A 23,192-nucleotide genomic window follows, 5' to 3' on the forward strand; every position below is an offset into this window, starting at 1 on the left:
AACCCCGCCGATCGGGATCGGCGGGTACGTTCATGTCAGGACAGGTAGCCGTGGGCTTACTTCGTCTTGTCGCCGGCCAGGAATTCGTCACACCAGCTTGGGCCGGTCGAGGACGCGCGGTCGCCGAGAACCTGAACCGAGCGGATGACGTAATCGGAGGAGACGTTGAGCTGGACCGAGCAGCTGAGGAATTCGGTGCGGGCAGACGCGATCTTCTTGCCCTTCTTGCCGGCGTCGCCGTCGGCATATTGCGCCGGGATCGTCCGCTTCTTGTAGCCGCCCTTCCAGGAATAGACGGTCATGTCGCCGCTTGCGACGTCCGACTGCGGCGGTCCGTAGGCGGCGAAGAAGGCGCCGGCCGGCTGGCCCTTCCAGCGGGCTTCGACGGCATTTCTGGTCGGTCCCACGGTGGTGCAGCCGGCGAGCGCCAGCGCGAGGCCGGCCACGGTCATCAAGCGGAAATTCATCTGATCAAGTCCCTTTGGCGTTCGTTCTGAAACAGGTGCGTGCCAAGGCGGCGCAACACGCGGACAGCCAAGGCTTTCGCCCCTGCCTCTAGCGCTAAACCGATTGAATGAAAATCGGCAGAATGACTTATATGCACGGTTTCGCGCATAAATTCGCAAGCGTTGCCGAAAGGCCCCAGCGACTGGATGTCCCGTTATGGGAGACCCGCGGGGCCCTGGCACGCCGGGATAGGCGGGCCACCGTCGCCCGCCCGGAGATGGGGATGGTTGCGGCGGGAACGCCGGCGGTGGTTGCGAAAGACGAGTTATCCCGTTGTTTTCAGTCGGCTTGCCGATTTTTCCAATTTGCGTCTTGTGGAAAGGAAAATGCTGTTCTATAGAGGCGCCGCTGGTCACGGAGTGTAGCGCAGCCTGGTAGCGCACGTCGTTCGGGACGACGGGGTCGGAGGTTCGAATCCTCTCACTCCGACCAGCTTGAAAGCTTGATTCGAATTCTGAACATCGAGCGTTAATTTCCTGAAATCCAATCGTATCTTTCGGCCTCTGCCTGACCGCTATCGCGGTTCCACACGTATTTCCCTTGAAATACCTCATGATCCGCCGCTGCCTTTGTATAGGCCGGCAGTCTTTCTTGACCGAAAAACCAAAGATGACTTACAACGGCTGATAGCTGCAATTCCCGCAGATACCCATCCTATTCCGTGCCCCGTCATCTTTTCCGGCGGCCGCGCCCGGCCCACCGAGCAGGAATCCATATATGTTCGATATTCTATGGCGTAGCGTGGCGATCGGCGTTGGCGGCACCGTCCTGATGGACCTCTGGGCGATCCTGTTGTCTTTCCTGCCCGGCCAGGGAAAGCCGAACTGGGCGCCGATCGGGCGATGGTTCTGGCACCTGCGCTCTGGCAAGGTCTTTCATGACGATATCGGCAAGGCCGAGCCCTACGCGCATGAGCTGGCGCTCGGATGGATCGGCCATTATGCCGTCGGCATTCTCTACGGTATCCTGCTGATCGTCTTTACGGGGCCGTCCTGGCTTGCCGCACCGACATTCCTGCCCGCCTGGATCCTCGGCATCGTTACCGTCGGTGCCGGCTGGTTCCTGCTGCAGCCGGGCATCGGCATCGGCTGGGCGGCCTCGAAGCTTCCCAATGCCAACAAGGTGCGGTTTCTCAATCTTGTCGCCCACACGGTTTTCGCAGCCGGCATGTACGGGACGGCGCTTCTCATCCGCTAAAGACGGTTCTTGCCGCGGCGGATACCGTGCTATGGCTTTGGCGCACCGCCGTTCGAGGACATGTTTTTGAAAAAGATAGACGACCTGATCGCTTCCGCGACGAGTATCCACGACCGCTACAAGGCTGGCCGCATGGAGCGCGAAACCGTGCGCGAATGGGTGCTTGGCCTTGGCGGATATCCGGCGCCTTATGCCGAACCGCTGAGCGAGGCCGCCGCGTGGTTCAGGCCTTTGCGTGATCTGGAGCCGGATGCGCTGAAAGTTGTCGATCTGGAAAAGCTGAAGGCGGTTGCCGATGCGGGAGCGGTGGATCAGCGGATCGATCTGTCGCTTGGCCGGTCACGCTAAAACCGGAGAGCGGGAATTTTCGGCTCAACGAATGAAGGGGCCTTTCGGCCCCTTCATCGTTTCAGATCAGCTCCCGGCCTCAACCATCAATCCCGTCAAGCACTTCGGCGGCCTTGCCGGCCGAGACGCGGCGGATGTCGGCTTCTTCGCGGCGGGCGGAGAAGAGTTCGGTCGCCATCAGTTGATCGGCGAGATCGGCCGGCAGCGAGAGGATGACGCGGCTATCTTCCGTGTGGATGCCGGAAAGCGACGAACGCTTGCCGGTGATCATGCCGCCGGCCACCGTGTTGTTGGTGTCGGGGTCGATCAGGATGAAGGCGCCGGTGGTGCGGTTCTGCTCGTAACTGTCGAACACGGCCTGTTCGTCGAAGGCGAGGTGAACCTTGCCGATGGCATTCATCGCAAGGCCGTCGGTGTGGTGGTTCCACTTGCCGCTCTTCAGGTCCAGCAGGCTCGACGGCTGCACGGTGACGCGCTGGCGGCGCGAGCCGCTCTTCAGCCAATAGCGCTTGCCCGGCTGGATGCCGTCCAGCTGCAGGGCGACCAGCTGCGCGTCGAAGGCAAGGCCGGTCTGCGGCTGGCTTTCGAGCGAGACGATCATGTCGCCGCGCGATACGTCCACCTGACGGTCGAGCACCAGCGTGATCGCATCGCCGGCAACGGCGGCATTGCGCACGAGATCGAAGGTGACGATCTTGGTGACGTTGGCAACCATGCCCGACGGCAGGATGACGACGCTGTCACCCGGCTTCACCGAGCCACCGGCAACCGTACCCTGATAGCCACGAAAACTTTCGCCGGGACGCGAGACGCGCTGCACCGGCAGGCGGAAGCCGACGGTCTGGGCCGAGCGAACCGTTGCCAGTTCCAGCACTTCGACCAGCGTCGGGCCGTCATACCAGGGCATCGAGGCCTTGCCGTCATAGACGACGTTTTCGCCCTTCAGCGCCGACATCGGTATGGCGGTGATCTGACGGACGCCGAGCGACAGCGCCAGTTCGCGGAATTCATGGCTGATCTGGTCGAAACGGGCGCGATCATAGCCGGTCAGGTCGAACTTGTTGACGGCCAGAACGAACTGCTTGATGCCCATCAGCGTGGCGATGGTGGCATGGCGGCGGGTCTGCTCAAGCAGGCCGGTGCGGGCATCGACGAGAAGCACGGCGAGGTCGGCGGTCGAGGCGCCGGTTGCCATGTTGCGGGTATACTGTTCGTGGCCGGGGGTGTCGGCGACGATGAAGGAGCGCTTGTCGGTGGCGAAATAGCGATAGGCGACATCGATGGTGATGCCCTGTTCGCGTTCGGCCTGGAGACCGTCGAGCAACAGGGCGAAATCGGGCAGGCCGAGATCGTTCTGCTTGCCACTGTCACGGCGCAAGGTCGCTGCCTGGTCTTCCTTGACCGCCTTGGTGTCCCAGAGCAGCCGGCCGATCAGTGTCGACTTGCCGTCGTCGACGCTGCCGCAGGTGATGAGGCGCAGCGGGCGCGTGTCGCGCGGCAGGCGCGCGGTCTCGATCGCCGGAAAGGCGGTCACGGTGCCAGTGGCTGCGGTCTGTGCGATTGCGGAAACGGTCATCAGAAATATCCTTCGCGCTTCTTCTTTTCCATCGATCCGGACTGGTCGCGGTCAATGGCGCGGCCCTGCCGTTCGGAAACCGTGGCGATTTCCAGTTCGGCAATGACCTCTTCGAGATTGGTGGCCTCAGACGGAATGGCGCCCGTCAGCGGAAAATCGCCGAGGGTGCGGAAACGGATCGAGCCTTCCTGGATGCTTTCGCCGGGCAGAAGCTTCAGACGTGGGTCTTCGGCGAGAATCATCATGCCGTCGCGCTCCACATAGGGGCGCTTCTTGGCGTAGTAGAGCGGCACCAGCGGAATGTCTTCCACCTGGATGTAGCGCCAGATATCGACTTCGGTCCAGTTCGACAGCGGGAAAGCGCGCACGCTTTCGCCCTTGCGGATCATGCCGTTGTAGATGTTCCAGAGTTCGGGCCGCTGCGCACGCGGGTCCCAGCGATGCTCCGGCGTGCGGAACGAATAGATCCGCTCTTTGGCCCGGCTTGCCTCTTCGTCGCGCCGCGCGCCGCCGAAAGCCGCATCGAAGCCGCCCGCATCCAGCGCCTGGCGCAGCCCCTCGGTCTTCATGATGTCGGTGAACAGCGCCGAACCATGGGTGAACGGGGTCACGTTTTCGGCCGCGCCGCGCGGATTGATATGCTCGATGAAGTCGAGATCGTATTTCTTCACGATGTCGTTGCGGAACGCGATCATCTCGGCGAATTTCCAGCCGGTGTTCACGTGCAACAGCGGGAAGGGCACGCGGCCGGGATAGAAAGCCTTGCGCGCCAGGTGCAGAAGGACCGAGCTGTCCTTACCGACGGAGTAAAGCATCACCGGCTTGTCGAACTCGGCGGCCACTTCGCGGAAGATATGGATCGCTTCGTTTTCGAGCGCCTTCAGATGCGGGTCGAGCGGCGTTTTTGTCGTCTGCGGATTGTGCAGTTCCGTTTCCGGAAGGGTACTGGGCATTTCAAGTCTCCGGGAGTGTCTGTGGTGCGAGCCTGCGCGGATTATCGCGCAATGCTGCTGGAAAGGGGGCTGCTCGAAATTGATGTGGCTTGCGGGATGGTCGAGGCGGCGGCCTCTGCGACATGAAGACCGCATTCGCGCTTCTCGTCGTTCTCCCACCACCAGCGGCCGGCCCGCTCGGGCTCGCCCGGCTTGATGGCGCGGGTGCAGGGCTCACAGCCGATCGACGGATAACCGCGCGCATGCAGCGGATTGACCGGGATTGTTTCCGCTTCGACATGGGCATGGATCGTCTCGATGTTCCAGTCGGCCAGCGGATTGATCTTGATCAGGCCACGGTCGAGATCGGCTTCGGCAAACGGCGTATCGGCACGATTGCCCGACTGGCCGCGGCGCAGGCCGGTGATCCAGAAGGATGCCCCTTCGAGTGCGCGCGCAAGAGGCTTCACCTTGCGCGCGCCACAACAGGCATGCCTGGCTTCGATACTGTCGTAGAAGCCGTTCATGCCGTATTTGGCGGCGTAGGCGTCGATATCGTCCTGCTCGGGATAGAAACGCTTGATCAGGATGCCGTAGGTTTCTTCTGTTTTGTCGATCAGCGCCACGGTCTCGTTGAACAGGCGGCCGGTTTCGAGCGTCGAGACTTCGATGCCGAATTTGCCTGTGCCGATGGCGGCGGTGATGACCTGATCCTCGATGCCGAGGCTGGTGGTAAAGACGGACTTGCCGTCGAGCGCGGCGACCAGCGCCAGCCGGCCGGAAAGATCGAGGCTCTCCAGTTGGCTGTTGAGCGCTGTGGCGCGATTTTCGAGCGATGCGGATGTCATGGGAGGAAATCCTGATTTTGTTGCCCGGAATATCGCAGCCGTGTGTGACAAAAGACAGAAAAACGGATTTCTAATGTTGGCGGATCAGAGCAAATATCTCTCCGATCGGCAAAAAACGCAGAATAGTGGGCGAAAAGACACGGTTTAAAGCTAAAATCCATCGATTTTATGGGTTATTTCTTCCAAAATCCCGGTTTTTGCATCGCGCTGCGTGCCACTCGTGATCCGCGTGCGGCGCCACCTCCGCGCCGGCGCGTTGAAATCGTCCCCTGCATTTGTTATGCTGCATCGCAATTGCAACGCGCGAGGCACGCCATGAAAACCGCTACACTTCCTTCGCTGAGGGTCGATCCGGAACTGAGGGCCGCCGCCGAAGGCGTGCTGCAAAAGGGTGAGACGCTGTCGGCCTTTGTAGAAAATGCCGTCAAGGCGCAGGTGCATTATAGAAAGACACAGGCTGAATTCATCGCCCGTGGTTTGGCATCACGCGAAGAAGCAAAGCGCACCGGAATTTACTATAGCGCAGAAGAGGTCCTCGGAGAGCTAAAGGGAATGCTTGAGGCCAAGCGCGCTGAAAACCGTTCGAAATGAGCTATTCTGTTAAGCTGACGGCAAAGGCACGGGAGGATATCAAGCGGCTCTATGCCTATCTGCTGGATCGCGATGAGCCGGCAGCAGGGCGTGCCCTCGATGCGATTGAAAAAGCGGTAACAGTGCTCGAGAGCTTTCCGTTCAGCTGCCGGCAGGCGCCCGGCGACAATTCATTCTTCCGTGAACTCGTCATTCCTTTCGGCTCATCGGGCTATGTTGCGCTTTTTGAAATCGAGGACAGCGAGACGGTCACCATTCTGGCCGTCCGCCATCAGCGCGAAGATGACTATCACTGAGCCCTACCGGTCACTGGTCTCCCAGCGCGGGTTGATCCACGGTTCCTGATTTGAGCGGGGCAGGGGCTGCTTGCCGAGGATATGGTCGGCCGCCTTTTCGCCGGTCATGATCGAGGGGCCGTTGAGGTTGCCATAGGTCACATGCGGGAAGATCGAGCTGTCGGCAACGCGCAGACCATCGACGCCGATGACGCGCGTTTCCGGATCGACCACCGCCATCGGGTCGTCTTTGGCGCCCATCCGGCATGTGCCGCAGGGGTGATAGGCGCTTTCCAGGTGCTCGCGCAGGAAGGCATCGATCTGGTCGTCGGTCTGGACGTTTTCGCCCGGCTGGATTTCCGGACCGCGATACTGGTCGAAGGCCTTCTGACCGAAGATCTCGCGGGTGAGCCGCACGCAGTGGCGGAACTTTTCCCAGTCTTCCGGATGGCTCATATAGTTGAACCGGATCACCGGGTCGGCCTTCACATCGGGAGAGCGCAGCGTCACCGACCCGCGCGATTTCGAGTGATTGTAGCCGACATGCACCTGGAACCCATGGCTCTTGGCCGCCGCCTTGCCATCGTAGGAAATCGCCACCGGCAGGAAGTGGTACTGGATATCCGGCTGCTTGACGCCCGGCGCCGATCGCAGGAAGGCGCAGGATTCGAACTGGTTGGAGATGCCGAGCCCGGATTTGGTGAACAGCCACTGCGCGCCTGCAACCCCCTGCCAGAACCACGGCAGCCAGGAATAGAGCGACACGGGCTTGGTCGAGACCTGCTGGAAGTAGAATTCCATATGGTCCTGCAGATTGGCACCGACGCCCGGCCGGTCGGCTTTGACCTCGATGCCCATCTCCTTCAGATGCGCCGCCGGACCGATGCCCGACAGCATCAGCAGCTTTGGCGAGTTGAAGGAGGAGGCCGAGACGATGACCTCCCGGTTGGCCTTCACCACCTCTATTTTGCCGCCGCGCTCGATCTCGACGCCAACGGCGCGGCCGTTCTCGATAACGACGCGGCGGGCATAGCAGCGGATGATCTCGACATTCGGCCGTTTCAGGGCCGGCTTCAGATAGGCCGAAGCCGCCGACCAGCGCCGGCCGTTATGCACCGTCTGCTCCATCAGGCCGAAGCCCTCCTGCTTGGAGCCGTTATAGTCGTCGGTCAGTTCGAAACCGGCCTGTTGCCCGGCATCGACGAAGGCCTTGAACAGGGGGTTCTTGTAGGAGCCGCGCTTGACATGCAGCGGCCCGTCGGTGCCACGCCAGCCATCCTCGCCGCCATGGGAATTTTCCATGCGCTTGAAATAGGGCAGCACGTCCGCATAGGCCCAGCCACGCGCGCCGAGCTCTTCCCATTCGTTGAAGTCGCTCATCGAGCCGCGCACATAGACCATGCCGTTGATCGACGACGAGCCGCCGATGACCTTTCCTCTGGGGGCTGTGATGCGCCGGTTGTTGAGGTTTGGCTCGGGTTCCGAAAGGTAGCCCCAGTTGTAGCGGTTCATGCTCATCGGCCAGGCAAGCGCTGCCGGCATCTGGATGAACGGCCCGAAATCGGAGCCGCCGAACTCCAGCACCAAGACGGTGTTTTTTCCATCCTCGGAGAGCCGGTAGGCAAGGGCCGAGCCGGCCGAGCCGGAACCGATGATGACGAAATCTGCTTGCTGCATGGTGGTGTTCCCAAGAGTTTTAAAGACTGCCCCTCACCCTAGCCCTCTCCCCGCAGGCGGGGAGAGGGGACGACGGAGGTTGCCGCTAGTCCCTTCTCCCCGTTCACGGGGAGAAGGTGGCCGATAGGCCGGATGAGGGGCCTTGTTCACCCTCCCCTTAAGGGGCAGGGTCGGCGCGCAGCGACGGGGTGGGTGATCCCTTGTGCGGCCCTGACCATCACCCCCACCCGCGGCGCCCCCCTCAAGGGGGAGGTAAAGATCAATACGGCGACTGCACCGGCCCCATCGCCACATAGACGCTCTTCAGCTCGGTATAGTGGTTCAACGCGGCCAGCGAATTCTCCCGCCCGAAACCGGACTGCTTGGAGCCGCCGAACGGCACCTCCACCGGCGCCAGATTGTAGGTGTTGATCCACAATGTGCCCGCCTCCAACCGGTCCGCGACGCGGTGGCCGCGGGTGAGGTCTGCGGTAAAGACACCGGCCGAAAGCCCGAATTCTGTGCCGTTTGCCCGGGCGATCACCTCGTCCTCATTGTCGAAATCGAGCACGCACATCACCGGCCCGAAAATCTCCTCGCGGCAGATGGTCATGTCGTCGGTGACATCTGCGAAAACGGTCGGCTGGATATAGGTACCCTCAGCCGGCACATTGTTGGGAATGCCGCCGCCGGTGACGAGCGTCGCGCCCTCGGCCTTGCCCTTCTCGATATAGGCAAACACTTTGTCGAGCTGGGCACGCGACACCATCGGGCCGAGCTGGGTTTCCTCGATCATCGGGTCGCCGATGACGATCTTTTCGGTGCGCTCTTTCAGGCGGGCGAGGAACTGCTGCTTGATCTTCCTGTGCACGAAGACACGGGTGCCGTTGGAGCAGACCTGGCCGGTCGAGTAGAAATTGCCGAGCATGGCCCCGCCGATGGCGCTTTCGATATCGGCATCCTCGAAGACGATCAGCGGCGACTTGCCGCCGAGTTCCATCGTCACATGCTTGAGGCTGGAGGCCGCAGCGCCCGCCACCTTGCGGCCGGTCTCGACCGAGCCGGTCAGCGACACCTTGGCCACGTCCTTGTGGTTGACCAGCAGCGGCCCCGTCGTCCGGTCGCCCTGGATAACGTTGTAAAGCCCTTTCGGCAGGCCTGCCTCATGCAGGATTTCGGCAATCTTCAGCGCGCCGAGCGGGGTGTTTTCCGACGGCTTGAACACCATGGCATTGCCGGAAATGAGCGCCGGTGCACCCTTCCAGCAGGCGATCTGCTGCGGATAGTTCCAGGCGCCGATGCCGACGCAGACGCCGAGCGGAACGCGCTTGGTATAGGCAAAGTCGCCGCCGAGCGGGATATAGTCGCCGTTGAGTGCGGCTGCTGCCACGCCGCCGAAGAATTCGAAGGCGTCGGCTCCGGAGGTCGGGTCGGCGACGATGGTTTCCTGGATCGGCTTGCCGGTGTCGAGCGTTTCAAGCTCGGAGAGTTCGCGGTTGCGCTCGCGCATGATGTCGGCGGCGCGCTTGAGGATGCGGCCGCGCGCGGTCGGGCTGAGGGCCGCCCATTCGCCTTGCGCGCGCTTGGCAGCGGCGATCGCCTTTTCGACGATGGCAGGCGTTGCGGCATGCAGCCGGGCGATGACTTCGCCGGTGGCCGGGTAAATGCTGTCGAAGGCGGCGCCTGCGATATCCTCGACATATTCGCCGTCGATGAAGTGGGAGGCTGGCGGTTGGGCTTTCATCTTATTCCCCTCGCGGAAAGCGTTTGGATTCTTCGAGATTGTCGAGATTCATGTGGTTGCGCATGTAGCGCTCGGATGCCTTTTGCAGCGGCTGGTGATCCCACGGATAGTAGGCGCCGTTGCGCAGCGCCTCGTAGACCACCCAGCGCCGTGCCTGACTTTCGCGCACGGCGGAATCGAAGGCCTCCATGTCCCAGCGGCTATCGCGCATCGCCTGGAAGGCGCGCAGCGTCGGGGCATGGGCGGGCACGCCGGCAAGGTTCGTCAGCTCCAGCGGATCGGCTTCGAGATCGTAGAGCTGGTCCGGATCGAGTGCGCAATGAATGTATTTCCACTTGCCCTCGCGGATGCCGACGAGCGGGGCGTAGGAACCTTCGGCGGCATATTCCATCAGCACCGGGGCGATGCGCTCTGCGCCGTTGATGACGGGAAGAAGGCTTTCGCCGTCCGTCCACGGCATGATCTCATCCATGGAAATGCCGGCAAGATCGCAGAGCGTCGGGGTTACGTCGAGATTGGAAGTGGGCGCCAGATGCAGGCCGGGCGTGACGCCGGGACCGGCGACCATCAGCGGCACGCGGGCCGACCCCTCGAAGAAATTCATCTTGAACCACAGTCCGCGCTCGCCGAGCATGTCGCCGTGATCCGAGCAGAACAGGATCAGCGTATCGTCCAGCATCCGTGTCCGGGTCAGCGTATCGATGAGCTCCCCGACCTTTTCGTCGAGATAGGAAATATTGGCGAAATAGGCCTGCCGCGAGCGGCGGACATTCTCTTCGGTCACCGAGAAATTCTGGTAGTCGCAGGCATGGATCAGGCGCTGCGAATGCGGGTCCTGATCTTCCAGCGGGATGTCTCCGACTTCGGGCAGAAGCTGGTCGCAATCGTTGTAAAGATCCCAGAATTTCCGGCGTGCCACATAGGGGTCGTGCGGATGGGTGAAGGAGACCGTCACCGCCCATGGGCGCCGCACCGCATCGTCCTGCTCGCGGGAAAGGTGATAGAGCTTCTGGTTGGCCAGAAACGCCACCTCGTCGTCATATTCCATCTGGTTGGTGATCTCGGCGATGCCGGCGCCGGTGACCGAGCCGAGATTGTGATACCACCAGTCGATCCGCTCGCCCGGCTTGCGATAGTCCGGCGTCCAGCCGAAATCGGCGGGGTAGATATCCGTTGTCAGCCGTTCCTCGAAGCCGTGCAGCTGGTCCGGGCCGACGAAATGCATCTTGCCTGATAGAGCCGTGTAGTAGCCGGCGCGGCGCAGGTGATGTGCGAAGGTCGGGATCGACGAGATATATTCGGCGGCATTGTCGTAGACCTGCGTGCGGCTCGGCAATTGCCCGGCCATGAACGAGGCGCGGGCAGGGGCGCAGAGCGGCGAGGACGTATAGTTGTTGCGGAAACGCGCCGAGCGCTTGGCCAGCGCCTTCATATGCGGCGCATGCAGAAAATCCGCCGGGCCGTCGGGAAAGAATTTCCCGTTCAGCTGGTCGACCATGATGATGAGAATATTCGGCCGGCCTTTGGTCATGCGGCGTTTTCCCGTGTCGAAAGAGCATCGAGGTTGAGCGTGATGTAGTCGTCGGTCAAAAGGATCGAGGCCTGCGCCGTCACCGGCGAAGAGCCGAGCGAACGGCGAATATACAGGCCGTCGATCATCGCGGCAGTGCCTTCTGCGATGCGCTGCGCATCATCTGCGACACACAGGCTTTTCAGGCTGGCGACGAGATTGGAATGCAGCCGGCGGGCATAGATCACCAGGAAACGCCGGGTCTCTTCGGAGCGCTGCGCTTCGGAATAAAAGGCGAGCCATGCGGCGATGGTTTCCGGCGCGAACTGGTCGGCCTGGAAGCTGACGCGCACGATCGCCGACAGGCGTTCCCGCGGCGACCCGGCCGCTTTCAGCGCCGTCACCGTATCGTCGCGCAATTGCTTCAGAAGGGACCGCACGGTTTCGACCAGCAGCTGCTCCTTGCTGCCGAAATAATGATGGGCAAGGGCCGCCGAAACGCCGGCATGCCGCGCGATGTCGGACATGGTGACGGACAGCGTGCCCTGATCGCCGATGACATGCAGCGCTGCATCCACGAGCGCCTTGCGGCGCACCGGCTCCATCCCGATTTTCGGCATTCTTTGTCCCCTTGTTGTCAGTAGTGTATTTTTGATTGATCCATCAATCAATAAAAAACTGCAGTCACGGACGAGGATTGTCTTGCCATCGAAACGGTCTCCGCTTCAACTGGAGGCCGGTGGCCGGTGTGCCTGCAGCGAAAGGAAATTTCCAATGAAATCCCTGTTTCTCTCATGGCAGGCCTGGGCGCTTCTGTCGGCGGCCTTTGCCGCGCTCACCGCCATTTTCGCCAAGGTCGGTATCGAGAACGTCAATTCCGATTTTGCCACATTCATCCGGACGATCGTGATCCTTCTGGCCATCGCGCTGATGCTGGTCCTGACGGGAAACTGGCAGGCGCCCGGTACGGTGTCCGGCAAAAGCTGGCTGTTTCTCGTGCTGTCGGGGCTGGCGACCGGAGCATCCTGGCTCTGCTATTTCCGTGCGCTGAAAATGGGAAATGCGGCGCAGGTCGCACCGGTCGACAAGCTCAGCGTCGTGCTTGTCGCTGTCTTCGCCGTGTTCTTCCTGGGCGAGAGGCTGTCGCCGGCCCATTGGGCCGGTGTCGGCATGGTCGCCTGCGGCGCGGTCCTTTTGGCCATCAAGATCTAGCAATGGACGGTTATTGCTCTATTTACGATTATATGATCATGTAATTGTAATTGGAGGTTGTGTCATGTCCCAGGCATTCGATCCCGATGCCAAACCGGTTCTGCATGAGAAATGGGGCTGGTTCGTCGCGCTCGGCGTGGTGATGATCATGGGCGGCAGCATCGCTTTCGGCAACGTGCTCGCCGCCACTGTGGCCTCGGTCTATTCCGTCGGCATCGTCATGCTTCTCGGTGGCATGATGCATCTGATGCAGGCGCTTCGGGTCAAGAAGTGGGAAAGCGCGTTCTACTGGAGTTTCAGCGGTTCCTGTTACACCTCCGCCGGCATCTTTGCCTTTCTCGATCCGCTGCTGGCCTCCGCGACGATCACGGCCCTGATGGCCATTGCGCTGATTGTCGCCGGCGCCTTCCGGATCTGGGTGGCGTTCAGGTTGAAGCCGCTCGACGGATGGGGATGGATCGCGCTCGGCGGGCTCGTCACGCTCGTTGCCGGCCTTGTCATCGCCGCCGGCTGGCCGGTCAACAGCCTGTGGATTCTCGGGCTGCTGCTGGCGCTTGACCTCGTCATGCAGGGGCTGGCGCTCATCGTCTTCGGTGTATTCGCCAAGGGATAGACGGCCGGCGACACTTGCCGAAACATGGTTGCATTTTATGCTAACTCACGGCAGTCATTGAACTTTCATCAAACTGTCATGCTGGGGAAACGGAAAATTCAGGTCTGCGGAACGATCTTTCGCGCGATCTCATGTCCGTTTCCGGAGTTCCCGCATGTCCGCCGCGCCGATTGCCGCCCCTGCCGAAATGCTGTCCCTGCGCCGCTTTGGTGACGATCAGATCGTCACGCTTGCGAAACTCGCCATCGAAAATGCCTTCCAGCCGATCGCCGAGATCTCGACGGGCGCCGTCTTCGGTTACGAGACGCTGATGCGCGGCTATGAGCGGCTGGGTTTCAAATCGCCGCTGGATCTGCTCGACAAGGCGGAAGAGGCGGGGCAGCTGCTGGCGCTGGAGCACATGATCAACACACGTGCCTTTGCCGGCTTTGCCAGCCTGCCGGATTTTTCCTCGCGCACCCTGTTCGTCAATTTCGACAGCCGCTTGATCGGTCTCGAAGGCGATGTCGTCGAGCGGCTGGGCCACCATCTGAAACGCTCCGGTATCCCGCCATCGTCGATCTGCTTCGAACTGTCGGAACGCTTCGACAGCGGCACGATGCCGGATTTCTCCGACCTGGTAAAGCGGTTGCGGCTGGGCGGCTTCAAGCTGGCGATCGACGATTTCGGTGTCGGCTTCAATGGACTGAAGCTGCTCTGCGACCAGCCGGTGGACTATGTGAAGATCGACCGGCATTTCATCTCCGGCATCGAGTCCAACGCCCGCAAGCGTCATATGGTCCGCCACACGGTCAACACGGCGCATGTTCTCGGCACGCGGGTGATCGCTGAAGGGGTCGAGACGGAGGCCGAATTCGCCACCTGCCGCGATCTCGGCTGTGATCTCGTCCAGGGCTATTTCGTCGCCCGCCCGACGGTGCATTTCGCCGATCTGCAGCCGGCCTATCCGCATCTGGAACAGTCGGCCAGCGCGCGCCGCCAATCGACCTCGCTTGACAGCATCCTCATCCGCAAGCAGATCGAACAGGTGCCGGCGCTGCGCGAAAACGACGATTTGGATTCGGTGTTCGAACTGTTTCGCCGGTCGCCGCAGCGCAGCTTCTTTCCGGTTCTGAATGCCAATGGCGAACCGCGCGGCGTGCTGCATGAATATCACGTCAAGGAGATGATCTATCATCCCTTCGGCCGCGACCTCCTGAAGAACCATCTGTACCAGCGCCATATCTCGCATTTCGTCAGCCCGGCGCCGATCGCCGATCTGGAAACGCCGGCCGACGAGATGCTGAAGATCTTTGCCGGCATGGATGGCAGCGATTGTGTCATCCTGACGGAGAACATGCGCTATGCCGGTGTGCTGTCGGCCGCGTCGCTCCTGAAGATCATCAGCGAAAAACAGCTGAAGACCGCGCAGGAACAGAACCCGCTGACCGGCCTTCCCGGCAACCGCGCCATCCGCGATTATGTGCAGGGTGCGGTGCTCGATGCCGATGCGGCGCGCACTTTCTGCTATTGCGATTTCGACAGCTTCAAGCCCTTCAACGATCATTACGGCTTCCAGAAGGGCGATCTGGCGATCTCGCTGTTTGCCGCGCTGATGCGCCGGCATTTTATCGGCGAGGAAAAGTTCCTCGGCCATGTCGGCGGCGACGATTTCTTCATCGGTGTCGCCGGCGTGACGCGCGAGGAGATGGCCGCTGTGCTGACGCGCCTCCTGTCCGAATTCCGCAACGATGTCCGCCAGCTCTATTCGCCGGAACATCGCGAGGCCGGCTACATGACCGGCCATGGCCGCAGCGGCGAGGCGACGATCTTTCCGCTGATGCGGTGCTCGATCGCCGTTCTCATCCTGCCGGAAGGTTTCGTCTTTTCCGACGCCCAGGCGGTCAGCGCCCGCATCGCCGAGATCAAGAGCCGCGCCAAGGAAAGCGACGATGGTCTGGTCTTCGATACGTTCGGCGGCTCGAACTGAAACGGCAACGGGCTGGAATCCATGACGGATTCCAGCCCGTTTCGGGTATGCTCGTGCGCGACGGCAGGGCTGTCACGGCACCAGCGGCGTGACCATCGTTGCCCGGCGTTTGTCGCCCATTGTCTGATAGGTGACCGCCACCCTTTGGCCGACCTTCAGGCCCGGGTCCTTGAACCCTCCCGGCAGCAGAAATTTCGTGCCGTTCTTCAGCGTCAGGGTCATCGCCTGCGGGTTGTAGTCGCGGATGTTGCCGGTTGCGGTGCTGGCAGCAAAGGCGGCGGACGACAGGGAGATTGCCGAGAGAATGGTCAAAGAGGCCAGAAGAGCACGCATGGCGTCGTCCTTGTTGGGTCCGTACAGCCGGGACCGATCGTTGTAAAACCGTCCGGAGCTCATCGCGGCTGGGGAACCGCCGGTGTCTCCCGGTTTCGAGGCGACGCTAGACGCGGCTTTTTTCGATTTCAAATTAAAGAAACTTAATGTTGGCAAGGGCTTGGGTGGCCCAATTTCGCCACGATAGGCCGCATCAATGCCTGCCTTGCTGGGATTTCGCCGCAATCCGCAACGGTCCGCGCATGGCGGTATGGCTGTTGATCCGGAGGAAAACACGGCTTTGCCGATTGCCTTTGGCGCGCTAGATAATCGGCCATCGTCCATCAAGGAGAAGACCGTGACCCTGCCGAGCGAAATGACCTATGTCGACCTTCCGTCCCCCGGGGGGCCGGAAAAGATGGTGCTGGCACGCGGACCGCTGCCGGATCTGAAGCCCGGCGACATCCTGATCCGCGTCGAAGCCGCCGGCGTCAACCGCCCCGACGTGCTGCAGCGGCTCGGCGTCTATCCGCCGCCGCCGGGCGCAAGCCCCATCCTCGGGCTGGAGGTTGCTGGCGAAGTGGTGGCCATGGGCGAGGGGGCCGAGGGCTTCATCGTCGGCGACAAGGTCTGCGGACTTGCCAATGGCGGCGGCTATGCCGAATTCTGCGCCCTGCCGGCGACGCAGGCCATGCCCTGGCCGAAGGGCTATGATGCGGCGCGTGCCGCAGCGCTGCCGGAAACCTTCTTCACCGTCTGGGCCAATGTCTTCCAGATGGCCGATCTGGTCGAGGGCGAAAAGATCCTCATTCATGGCGGCTCCAGCGGCATCGGCACCACCGCCATCCAGCTTGCGCGCGCCTTCGGTGCCGAGGTTTTCGTGACGGCTGGAAGCAAGGACAAGTGCGACGCCTGCGTCGCGCTCGGCGCCAGGCGGGCGATCAACTACCGGGAAGAGGATTTCAAGGCGGTTATATTGGAAGAAACCGGCGGCCACGGCGTCGATGTCATCCTCGACATGGTCGGCGCCCCCTATTTCGACCGCAACATCGCCTCGTTGGCCAAGGACGGACGCCTGTCGATCATCGCCTTCCTCGGCGGTGCCTCGGTGGAGAAAGCCAATATCGCGCCGATCCTGGGCAAGCGCCTGCATGTCATGGGCTCGGCGATGCGGCCGCGCACGGCCGTCGAGAAGGAAGCGATCCGCGACGATCTGGAGGACAATGTCTGGCCGCTGCTGGAAGATGGCGACATCGCGCCGGTCATGCATGCGATCGTACCGTTTTCCGAGGTTGCCGAAGCGCACCGGCTGATGGAGGCCGGAGACCACATCGGCAAGATCGTCATGACGTTCTAAAGTCTAAAGCTGGCGGCTCTTGCAATCGGCAAGAATCGGACTACCTTCAGATCAGCTTCAACAGAACGAAAGGAAGGTGATCCAGTGTCTAATGAGATTTCGAACCTCGTAACGGGCATGGGAGTTGTGATGGTAGGAACGAGGCAGCCCTCGATCTGAACCACCCTTCCTGCGGGTCGCATCGTGGATGCGGTCCGGGCCCTTTACCTGGCCAAAACTCATGGAGGGCGGCCTTGTGCGGCCCTTTTTGTTTGTCTGCTGCAATGTCTGGGGGATCGTGTTTCGGCGCCTATTTTAGATTGCCGGGATCAGGCAGGTCGGCAGGTGCCAACGGATATCGTTTCGCACTGTAGACCCGCAAAATGAAGATCGTATCGTCGATGACGGTATAGGGGATGATAAACCCATAGCGGGGCTCGACAAGCTCGCGGATGTCCTCCCGCACGGTTTTGCGCCCAATGGCTTGATGCTTGGCAACGGGCTGGATGGTTTTGGAAATCTGGCTTGCGACCGATCTGAAACCGGCGGGATTTTTGAGGCGGAGCCGTTCTTTGAGATCATCGAGATCGTGCATGGCATGAGACGTAAACCGTATCCGCATCGGCAGGTTTAAGCCTTTGAAAGTTTGGGTCTGGCCTTTTCCGCGCCGCTATCCCAACTTTCCAGCCATTCCAGCACTTCGGAGCCGTCATAGGACTGGCCCGCTTTCGCATCTCCGATGGCGGAATCCATCTCGGTAAGCCAGCGAAGCTGATTGTTGACATAGGTGCCGATGGCGTCGTTGACGATCAATGAGCGGGAGCGCCCGGTCTTTTCGGCCAGGGACGCGATTTGTGCTTCCAGACTCTCCGGAAGTTCGACCGGTGGTCTTTTGAGCGGCTGCGACATCTTCGTCTCCACGCGAATTCCATGCTTCATTCTAACATAGTTTTTTCCGTCTGCATCCGAAAGCGCCGTGGCGTTAAACCCCGAACCGCCCCAGCGCCGGTATCTTCACCGCCGGGCGCATCACGTCGAAGCCGGCGACCAGCCCCATGAAATGCACCTCCAGCCCGCTACGCATGCCGGCCGAAACCCCCAGCAGCCCGTAGAGCGTCGCGTGCATGTCCAGCCCGTCGGCATCGACCGAAAAAAGCTTGCCCTCCGGCAGGTAGTCACGCCCGACGGCGTCGGGCGGCAGCACGGCGCCAAGCTCCGGCACCGAGCGCAGCACATGGGCGACGAAGGTGTTGGAGTTCGGCCCCGGCCAGATGCGGTAGGCGCCGGGTTTCGAATAGGGATAGGACTGGATCGCCTGCTCGATCTTCGGGATCAGCCGGGTTGCTTCTTCCCCCGTGACGCTCACCACCAGATGCGGCGTGTTCGAATACCAGCGCGCGTCGGCCGGATAGCCGTTGCGGCGGATCGGCGAACCCCAGCCGACCTTGTCGTAGCGGTTGTAGGTGGCATCGCCCTGTCCCTTGGTGACGATCCAGGAATGGCTGGCGACGGCCCCCTTCATGCCGCCGGTGGTGGCGGAAAAAATGTAGATCGCCGCCGTCTTGTCGTCTGCGGGTTTCGGCAGGATGTTTGCCGAAGACCAGTCCGCCTCGCGCCAGCTTGCCGGCCTTTCCTTGACATACCACCATCCGGCCGAAGCGAGTGCCGGCAGGAGATAGACGAACAGGATGGCGAGCAGCAGTCTCTTGAAAAATTTCATGGAATGGCCCGGGTTTTGTGTTGCGTGATCTTGGGCTAAAGACACGGGCAGAAATTGGATTTTTGAGGGCAGAAGCATGTCGAACCCGGTACTTGTCGAAGTCACGCGCGGAAATCTGGTCGAGAGCCGTCATCGCGGTCTGGTGATCGCCGTCGATGCCGACGGAAAAACCGTGTTTTCGCTCGGCGATACCGATGCCGGCGTCTTCCCGCGCTCGGCCTGCAAGGCCATGCAGGCACTGCCGCTGATGGAGACCGGCGCCGCCGACGCCTACGGGTTCGGCAACAGGGAACTGGCGCTGGCCTGCTCCTCGCACAATGGCGAGCCGGAACATGTGGCGCTGGCCGCTGCGATGCTGGCGGCGGCGGGCAGGGACGTCGCCACGCTCGAATGCGGCGAACACTGGTCGTTCAGCCAGGACACCATCATCGGCCAGGCCCGCACGCTCGACCATCCGTCTCAGTTGCACAACAACTGCTCGGGAAAACACGCGGGCTTCGTCTGCGCCTGCTGCCATAGCGGGCAGGAAACGGCCGGCTATGTCACCTACGACCATCCGCTGCAGCGCGAAATCCGCGGCGTGATGGAAAGCCTGACGGGCGCGGCGCTGGCGCACGACAATTGCGGCACCGATGGCTGCTCGATCCCCACCTACGCCGTGCCGCTGAAGGGTCTTGCCCACGGCTTTGCAAAAATGGCGACCGGTACCGGGCTGGAGCCGGTCCGCGCGAAGGCCTCGAAGCGGCTGATCGAAGCCTGCATGGCCGAACCCTTCTATGTCGCAGGTTCGAAGCGCGCCTGCACGCGCCTGATGCAGACGGCGCCCGGCCGCATCTTCGCCAAGACCGGTGCGGAGGGCGTGTTCTGCGCCGCCATTCCGGAAAAGGGCATTGCGATTGCGCTCAAATGCGAGGACGGCACCACCCGCGCCGCCGAAGCCATGGTCGCCGCCACGCTGGCGCGCTTCTTCACGGACGAGCCGGACGTGCACGCCAGCCTGATGGCGCAGGCCAATCATTCGATGAGAAACTGGAACGGTATCGCCGTCGGCGATGTCAGGGTGACGGACGCATTCGCCGCCTGATCCTGCGCTTGAAGACTATGACGCAACGCGTTATAGTCTGTTATGATCAAGAGCTTTGCCGACCGCGAAACGGAATGCATCTGGTCCGGCCGGCGCAGCCGCAGGCTGCCTGCCGAGATTCAGGCTATCGCGTTGCGGAAGCTGCGATTGATCAATGCCGCAAACAGCCTGAACGACTTGCGTGTTCCGCCCGGAAACCGGCTCGATATGCTGAAAGGCAACCGCTCGGGTCAGCACTCGATCCGGATCAACGATCAGTGGCGCATCTGTTTTTCATGGCAGGAAGGTGAAGCGAACAATGTCGAAATCACAGACTATCATTGATGCCGATCTGCTGGCCAACCCGCATCCCGGTGAAATCCTCCTTCACGATTTTCTGGTGCCGATGGCCTTGAGCCAGAATGGCCTTGCCCGCGCCATTCATGTGCCGCCGCGCCGCATCAATGAAATCGTGCTCGGCAAGCGGATTGTGACGGCGGATACCGATCTGCGGTTGGCGCGTTATTTTGGTCTCTCCGAGGGTTTTTTCCTTCGGCTGCAAACGGACCATGACCTTATGGAAACGCGGCGGGAGCTGGGCGGCGCGCTCGATCGTATCACGCCGCGGGCGGCCTGAACTGTCTCAGGCCTCGATGATCTGCAGGCCTCTGTCACGATAGGGCGCGGTAACGTCCTGCGCCATACCGGCGGGCACGATCAGGCCGGCCATCTCCTCGGCGCCGGCAATATGATGCGGCGAGACGGCGTTGAATTTCTCTTCCGTCAGGAGGGCGATGGTCTCTGTCGATCGGGCCGCAATGGCGCGCTTGACGGCCGCTTCCTCGTAGTCGCCGGTCGAAAGCCCGTGGGCGGGGTGGATCGCGGTTGCCCCGAGGAAGAAGATGTCGGGACGCAGCGTACCGATCGCCGCCAGCGCTGCCGCGCCCGTTGCCACCATCGAGTGCTTGTAGAGACTGCCGCCGATCAGGATCACCTCGGCCCGGTGCTTTTCCAACAGGGTTGCGATCGCCGGGCTGTGGGTCGCGATCGTCAGTTTCATCTCGCGCGGCAGGGCGCGAACGATCTGCGCATTGGTGGTGCCGCCGTCGATGAAGACCAGTTGCCCTGCGTGCAGCAGTTCGGCGGCCTTCTGCCCGAGCCGCTTCTTGATATCGGCGGAGATCGTCTGGCGGGCTTCCAGGTCCGGAAGCGGCGGCGTGATCGGCAGCGCGCCGCCATGCACCCGCTTCAACAGACCGGCCGACGCCATGTCGCGCAGATCCCGCCGGATCGTGTCTTCCGACAGCTTCAGTTCGGCCGCCAGTTCCCCGGCAACGATCTGGCCGTCACTGGTGAGGCGTGTCGAAATCAGCGCCCGCCGCTGCGAAGTCAGCATTTCAGTCTCCAAAACAATTCTTGACTCTGCACGATATTGCATGATTTATCATGAATATCCAGATTTATCGGGATAATTCATGCAATTTATGGAGAAAACCATGCTGATTTTGATTGCCGGGCCTTATCGATCCGGCACCGGCGACGATCCGGAAAAGATGGCGGCCAACCTGAAGCGGCTGGAGGCGCCGTCGCATGCGCTGTTCGAGGCGGGGCATGTGCCGATGATCGGCGAATGGGTGGCGCTGCCGGTCTGGCATGCCGCCGGTGGCCGTGAGATCGGCGACGATCTCTACGAGCAGATCTTTCATCCCGTCGCCGGGCGGTTGCTGCAGCTTTGCGAGGCCGTCCTGCGCTTGCCGGGTGAGAGCAAGGGGGCGGACAATGATGTGCGGATCGCCAAAGAACGCGGAATTCCAGTTTATTTCCGGCTGGAGGACGTGCCGGGCTGCGCCGCCGTCATGGTGGCGTAACCGGCCCTGATCGCGCTGGCAAATATCCGGCGCGGTTGGTATCACTTGCGCCGGACCCGCCGGCCGTGGCCGGTGCAGAGATGGAGAGCCGGAATGCTGAAACTCTATGTCACGCCTGCAACCTGCTCGCTGGCATCGCAGATCGCGCTGGAGGAGGGCGGTGCGGTCTATGCGGTCGAGAGGATCGATTTTGCCCGGCAGGAGCAGCGTTCTCCCGATTTCCTGCGCGTCAATCCGAAGGGCCGCGTGCCCGCGCTGGTGACGGATCGTGGCGTGCTGACGGAAACGCCGGCCATCCTCGCCTTCATCGGCCAGAGTTTTCCCGAAAGCATCATCGGTGTACCAAAAGACCCGTTCGAATTTGCGCGGATCCAGTCCTTCAATGCCTATCTCTGCTCGACCGTGCATGTCGCCCATGCGCACAAGCGCCGTGGCAGCCGCTGGGCCGATGATCCGGCGGCGATCGAGGCGATGACGCTGAAGGTCGCAAGCAATATGGGTGATTGCTTCGAACTGATCGAAAACACCATGTTTGCCGGCCCGTGGGTGATGGGCGAAACCTATTCGATCGCCGATCCCTACCTGTTCACGCTGGCCGGCTGGCTGGAAGGCGACGGCGTCGATCCCGCGCGCTTCCCCAAGGTTCTGGAACACCGCCAGCGCATGGCTGATCGCCCGGCGGTCAAGGCGGCTCTGGCTGCCGTGCAGGGCTGATCCTAGACCCGGCAGGCCTCGCCTGAGCGTTTTGGCTTGATGCGGACAACGGAGCCGGGAAAGGGCAGGTCGCCCAGTTCCCGTGCGTCCATCCGGGCGATGTCCGGATGGCGCAAAAGGTCGCAAACCCAGGGTGTGTCGGATTCGCCCTCCGCGCGGGCGGCAAGCAGGTGGTCGAGTATGGAGAAAATCTTCAACATGGCATCACCATCTTTCGTTGATGAAGCCATCATCCGCCTTGCCGCCGGGTTTTTCAATTGAGATTGCTGCGGCAGTGCTATAGAAAAACTATATGAAAGATCTGAATACCGTTCATCTCAATGGCCTGCGTGCGGTGGAAGCCGTCGGCCGTCTCGGTTCGCTGCAGGCTGCCGCGGCGGAGTTGGGCGTCACCATCGGTGCGGTCAGCCAGCAGATCGTCAAGACGGAAAAGCAGCTCGGCCGCGTGCTGTTCGAGCGCAGCCCGCGCGGCCTTGTGGCAACGCCGTTCGGCGAGAGCATCCTGCCGCGCCTGACCGGCGGTTTCGAAACGCTCGATCAGGCGGTAGCATTGGCCAGGAGACGGGACGAGACGATCCTGACGATCTCGGTCGCCCCGGTTTTCGCGGCGCGCTGGCTGGTTCACCGGCTGGATCATTTCACCGAGAAACACCCTGATATCCGCTTGCGCATCGATGCGACGACGGCGCTGGTCAATCTAGAAAGTGCCGGCGTCGATGTCGGTATCCGCGTCGGCGCGGGCAACTGGCCGGATGTGAAGAGCGAACTGCTGCTGGAGCAGGAGGTCTTTCCGGTCTGCTCGCCCGCCATGGCGGAGAACCTGAAAGAACCGAAGGATATTCTCGGTCTTCCGGCCGTCATCGACGGCCGCTCGATGTTCAGCTGGGAGACGTGGCTGCGCGAGGTCGGTCTTTCCGGTGAGACCATGACGGCGCGGCATGTCTTCAACGAAGCCTCGCTCTGCCTCGATGCGGCGATCGCCGGCCAGGGCGTCATGCTCGCCTGGCAGACGCTGGCCGGTTATTCCATCATCGAGGGGCGCCTGGTGATGCCATACCCCATCCGTGTGAAGACGGGTTTTGCGCACTACTTCGTCACCCCGCCGTCGCGCCGTGAAAGCAAGACCGTCTCGGCCTTCAAGCAATGGGTGCGCGCGGAAATCGCCGAGAGCATGCGGCGTCTCGGTTTCGCCTGAGCCGGT

At 61.7% G+C, this 23,192-nt stretch carries 28 protein-coding genes and 1 tRNA gene; 15 read left to right on the forward strand and 14 right to left on the reverse strand.

Annotation, left to right across the window (positions count from 1 at the left end; genetic code table 11):
- Positions 1 to 56: 56 nt before the first annotated feature.
- Complete coding sequence (locus ADU59_RS05765; protein ID WP_068952650.1) at positions 57 to 467, reverse strand: hypothetical protein; 411 nt, start codon at positions 465 to 467, stop codon at positions 57 to 59.
- Between the two features lie 395 nt (positions 468 to 862).
- Here ADU59_RS05765 and ADU59_RS05775 point away from each other — a divergent pair.
- From ADU59_RS05775 to ADU59_RS05785, 3 genes are all read left to right on the forward strand, one after another.
- Positions 863 to 939 (forward strand) — tRNA-Pro (locus tag ADU59_RS05775).
- 285 nt (positions 940 to 1,224) lie between these two features.
- Positions 1,225 to 1,704, forward strand: coding sequence for a DUF2938 domain-containing protein (locus tag ADU59_RS05780; RefSeq protein ID WP_068952654.1), 480 nt, complete (start codon positions 1,225 to 1,227; stop codon positions 1,702 to 1,704).
- Between the two features lie 66 nt (positions 1,705 to 1,770).
- Positions 1,771 to 2,052, forward strand: a complete 282-nt coding sequence (locus tag ADU59_RS05785) for a hypothetical protein (protein WP_068953704.1) — start codon at positions 1,771 to 1,773, stop codon at positions 2,050 to 2,052.
- 79 nt (positions 2,053 to 2,131) lie between these two features.
- On the opposite strand, the gene cysN is transcribed toward ADU59_RS05785, so the two are convergent.
- Genes cysN through ADU59_RS05800 form a run of 3 tightly spaced genes read right to left on the reverse strand, consistent with a single transcriptional unit; the run spans position 2,132 to position 5,408 of the window.
- Positions 2,132 to 3,628 carry a sulfate adenylyltransferase subunit CysN gene (gene cysN, locus ADU59_RS05790; RefSeq protein ID WP_068952656.1) on the reverse strand — a complete coding sequence of 499 codons (1,497 nt, stop codon included), beginning with the start codon at positions 3,626 to 3,628 and terminating at the stop codon, positions 2,132 to 2,134.
- The gene (cysD, locus tag ADU59_RS05795; RefSeq protein ID WP_068952661.1) at positions 3,628 to 4,581 is read right to left on the reverse strand and encodes a sulfate adenylyltransferase subunit CysD; all 954 of its coding nucleotides are present in this window, start codon (positions 4,579 to 4,581) and stop codon (positions 3,628 to 3,630) included. Before cysD ends, cysN begins: the two co-directional genes overlap by 1 nt.
- Before the next feature lie 41 nt (positions 4,582 to 4,622).
- On the reverse strand, positions 4,623 to 5,408 hold the full coding sequence (locus ADU59_RS05800; protein WP_068952668.1) for a phosphoadenylyl-sulfate reductase: 786 nt from the start codon (positions 5,406 to 5,408) through the stop codon (positions 4,623 to 4,625).
- A 315-nt stretch (positions 5,409 to 5,723) separates the two neighbouring features.
- On the opposite strand from ADU59_RS05800, the gene ADU59_RS05805 reads away from it, so the two are divergent.
- Positions 5,724 to 5,999, forward strand: a complete 276-nt coding sequence (locus ADU59_RS05805) for a YlcI/YnfO family protein (protein ID WP_068952671.1) — start codon at positions 5,724 to 5,726, stop codon at positions 5,997 to 5,999.
- The gene (locus ADU59_RS05810) at positions 5,996 to 6,295 is read left to right on the forward strand and encodes a type II toxin-antitoxin system RelE/ParE family toxin (RefSeq protein WP_068952673.1); all 300 of its coding nucleotides are present in this window, start codon (positions 5,996 to 5,998) and stop codon (positions 6,293 to 6,295) included. Before ADU59_RS05805 ends, ADU59_RS05810 begins: the two co-directional genes overlap by 4 nt.
- Before the next feature lie 3 nt (positions 6,296 to 6,298).
- On the opposite strand, the gene betA is transcribed toward ADU59_RS05810, so the two are convergent.
- From betA to betI, 4 genes are all read right to left on the reverse strand, one after another.
- Positions 6,299 to 7,951, reverse strand: a complete 1,653-nt coding sequence (gene betA, locus ADU59_RS05815) for a choline dehydrogenase (protein ID WP_068952675.1) — start codon at positions 7,949 to 7,951, stop codon at positions 6,299 to 6,301.
- Between the two features lie 259 nt (positions 7,952 to 8,210).
- Positions 8,211 to 9,674, reverse strand: coding sequence for a betaine-aldehyde dehydrogenase (betB, locus tag ADU59_RS05820; protein ID WP_068952677.1), 1,464 nt, complete (start codon positions 9,672 to 9,674; stop codon positions 8,211 to 8,213).
- 1 nt (position 9,675) lies between these two features.
- Positions 9,676 to 11,205 (reverse strand): choline-sulfatase, encoded by a 1,530-nt coding sequence (gene betC, locus ADU59_RS05825; RefSeq protein WP_068952678.1) that lies wholly within the window; start codon positions 11,203 to 11,205, stop codon positions 9,676 to 9,678.
- The gene (gene betI, locus ADU59_RS05830; RefSeq protein WP_068952680.1) at positions 11,202 to 11,804 is read right to left on the reverse strand and encodes a transcriptional regulator BetI; all 603 of its coding nucleotides are present in this window, start codon (positions 11,802 to 11,804) and stop codon (positions 11,202 to 11,204) included. The genes betC and betI overlap by 4 nt, the downstream gene beginning before the upstream one ends.
- Positions 11,805 to 11,958: 154 nt before the next feature.
- On the opposite strand from betI, the gene ADU59_RS05835 reads away from it, so the two are divergent.
- From ADU59_RS05835 to ADU59_RS05845, 3 genes are all read left to right on the forward strand, one after another.
- Positions 11,959 to 12,396: an EamA family transporter gene (locus tag ADU59_RS05835; RefSeq protein WP_068952682.1), complete on the forward strand. Its 438-nt coding sequence runs from the start codon at positions 11,959 to 11,961 to the stop codon at positions 12,394 to 12,396.
- 64 nt (positions 12,397 to 12,460) lie between these two features.
- Positions 12,461 to 13,009, forward strand: coding sequence for an HdeD family acid-resistance protein (locus tag ADU59_RS05840; protein WP_068952687.1), 549 nt, complete (start codon positions 12,461 to 12,463; stop codon positions 13,007 to 13,009).
- 154 nt (positions 13,010 to 13,163) lie between these two features.
- Positions 13,164 to 14,978, forward strand: a complete 1,815-nt coding sequence (locus tag ADU59_RS05845; protein ID WP_068952690.1) for a bifunctional diguanylate cyclase/phosphodiesterase — start codon at positions 13,164 to 13,166, stop codon at positions 14,976 to 14,978.
- Between the two features lie 72 nt (positions 14,979 to 15,050).
- Here ADU59_RS05845 and ADU59_RS30565 read toward each other — a convergent pair whose 3' ends face one another.
- Positions 15,051 to 15,311, reverse strand: a complete 261-nt coding sequence (locus tag ADU59_RS30565) for a DUF1344 domain-containing protein (protein WP_068953705.1) — start codon at positions 15,309 to 15,311, stop codon at positions 15,051 to 15,053.
- Between the two features lie 337 nt (positions 15,312 to 15,648).
- Here ADU59_RS30565 and ADU59_RS05855 point away from each other — a divergent pair, with 337 nt between their 5' ends.
- A complete protein-coding gene (locus ADU59_RS05855) occupies positions 15,649 to 16,647 on the forward strand; it encodes an NAD(P)H-quinone oxidoreductase (protein WP_068953706.1) in 999 nt (332 codons plus the stop codon).
- A gap of 289 nt (positions 16,648 to 16,936) precedes the next feature.
- Here the strand turns inward: ADU59_RS05855 and ADU59_RS05860 are convergent, their stop codons facing one another.
- The 3 genes from ADU59_RS05860 to ADU59_RS05870 all read right to left on the reverse strand — a co-directional run bounded on the left by ADU59_RS05860 (position 16,937) and on the right by ADU59_RS05870 (position 18,346).
- The gene (locus ADU59_RS05860; protein ID WP_083198140.1) at positions 16,937 to 17,248 is read right to left on the reverse strand and encodes a type II toxin-antitoxin system RelE/ParE family toxin; all 312 of its coding nucleotides are present in this window, start codon (positions 17,246 to 17,248) and stop codon (positions 16,937 to 16,939) included.
- Between the two features lie 8 nt (positions 17,249 to 17,256).
- Positions 17,257 to 17,535, reverse strand: coding sequence for a CopG family ribbon-helix-helix protein (locus ADU59_RS05865; RefSeq protein WP_158515699.1), 279 nt, complete (start codon positions 17,533 to 17,535; stop codon positions 17,257 to 17,259).
- A gap of 73 nt (positions 17,536 to 17,608) precedes the next feature.
- On the reverse strand, positions 17,609 to 18,346 hold the full coding sequence (locus ADU59_RS05870; RefSeq protein WP_068952696.1) for a DUF3750 domain-containing protein: 738 nt from the start codon (positions 18,344 to 18,346) through the stop codon (positions 17,609 to 17,611).
- 76 nt (positions 18,347 to 18,422) lie between these two features.
- Between ADU59_RS05870 and ADU59_RS05875 the strand changes: the two genes are divergently transcribed.
- Genes ADU59_RS05875 through ADU59_RS05885 form a run of 3 tightly spaced genes read left to right on the forward strand, consistent with a single transcriptional unit; the run spans position 18,423 to position 20,046 of the window.
- Entirely contained in the window at positions 18,423 to 19,430 is a 1,008-nt protein-coding gene (locus ADU59_RS05875) for an asparaginase (RefSeq protein WP_068952698.1), read from the forward strand.
- A gap of 42 nt (positions 19,431 to 19,472) precedes the next feature.
- Complete coding sequence (locus ADU59_RS05880; protein WP_068952699.1) at positions 19,473 to 19,754, forward strand: type II toxin-antitoxin system RelE/ParE family toxin; 282 nt, start codon at positions 19,473 to 19,475, stop codon at positions 19,752 to 19,754.
- The gene (locus ADU59_RS05885) at positions 19,729 to 20,046 is read left to right on the forward strand and encodes a HigA family addiction module antitoxin (RefSeq protein ID WP_068952701.1); all 318 of its coding nucleotides are present in this window, start codon (positions 19,729 to 19,731) and stop codon (positions 20,044 to 20,046) included. Before ADU59_RS05880 ends, ADU59_RS05885 begins: the two co-directional genes overlap by 26 nt.
- A gap of 6 nt (positions 20,047 to 20,052) precedes the next feature.
- On the opposite strand, the gene ADU59_RS05890 is transcribed toward ADU59_RS05885, so the two are convergent.
- Complete coding sequence (locus ADU59_RS05890) at positions 20,053 to 20,805, reverse strand: DeoR/GlpR family DNA-binding transcription regulator (protein ID WP_068952703.1); 753 nt, start codon at positions 20,803 to 20,805, stop codon at positions 20,053 to 20,055.
- Between the two features lie 100 nt (positions 20,806 to 20,905).
- Here ADU59_RS05890 and ADU59_RS05895 point away from each other — a divergent pair, with 100 nt between their 5' ends.
- Positions 20,906 to 21,277: a DUF4406 domain-containing protein gene (locus ADU59_RS05895; RefSeq protein ID WP_068952705.1), complete on the forward strand. Its 372-nt coding sequence runs from the start codon at positions 20,906 to 20,908 to the stop codon at positions 21,275 to 21,277.
- Positions 21,278 to 21,370: 93 nt separating this feature from the next.
- A complete protein-coding gene (locus ADU59_RS05900; RefSeq protein WP_068952707.1) occupies positions 21,371 to 21,991 on the forward strand; it encodes a glutathione S-transferase family protein in 621 nt (206 codons plus the stop codon).
- Positions 21,992 to 21,993: 2 nt separating this feature from the next.
- Here the strand turns inward: ADU59_RS05900 and ADU59_RS05905 are convergent, their stop codons facing one another.
- Positions 21,994 to 22,191, reverse strand: coding sequence for a hypothetical protein (locus tag ADU59_RS05905; protein ID WP_068953707.1), 198 nt, complete (start codon positions 22,189 to 22,191; stop codon positions 21,994 to 21,996).
- Positions 22,192 to 22,283: 92 nt separating this feature from the next.
- On the opposite strand from ADU59_RS05905, the gene ADU59_RS05910 reads away from it, so the two are divergent.
- Positions 22,284 to 23,186 (forward strand): LysR substrate-binding domain-containing protein, encoded by a 903-nt coding sequence (locus ADU59_RS05910; protein WP_068952709.1) that lies wholly within the window; start codon positions 22,284 to 22,286, stop codon positions 23,184 to 23,186.
- The last annotated feature ends 6 nt before the right edge of the window (positions 23,187 to 23,192 follow it).

The sequence above is a fragment of the Pararhizobium polonicum genome, from assembly GCF_001687365.1.
GTDB classification, from domain to species: Bacteria; Pseudomonadota; Alphaproteobacteria; order Rhizobiales; family Rhizobiaceae; genus Pararhizobium; species Pararhizobium polonicum.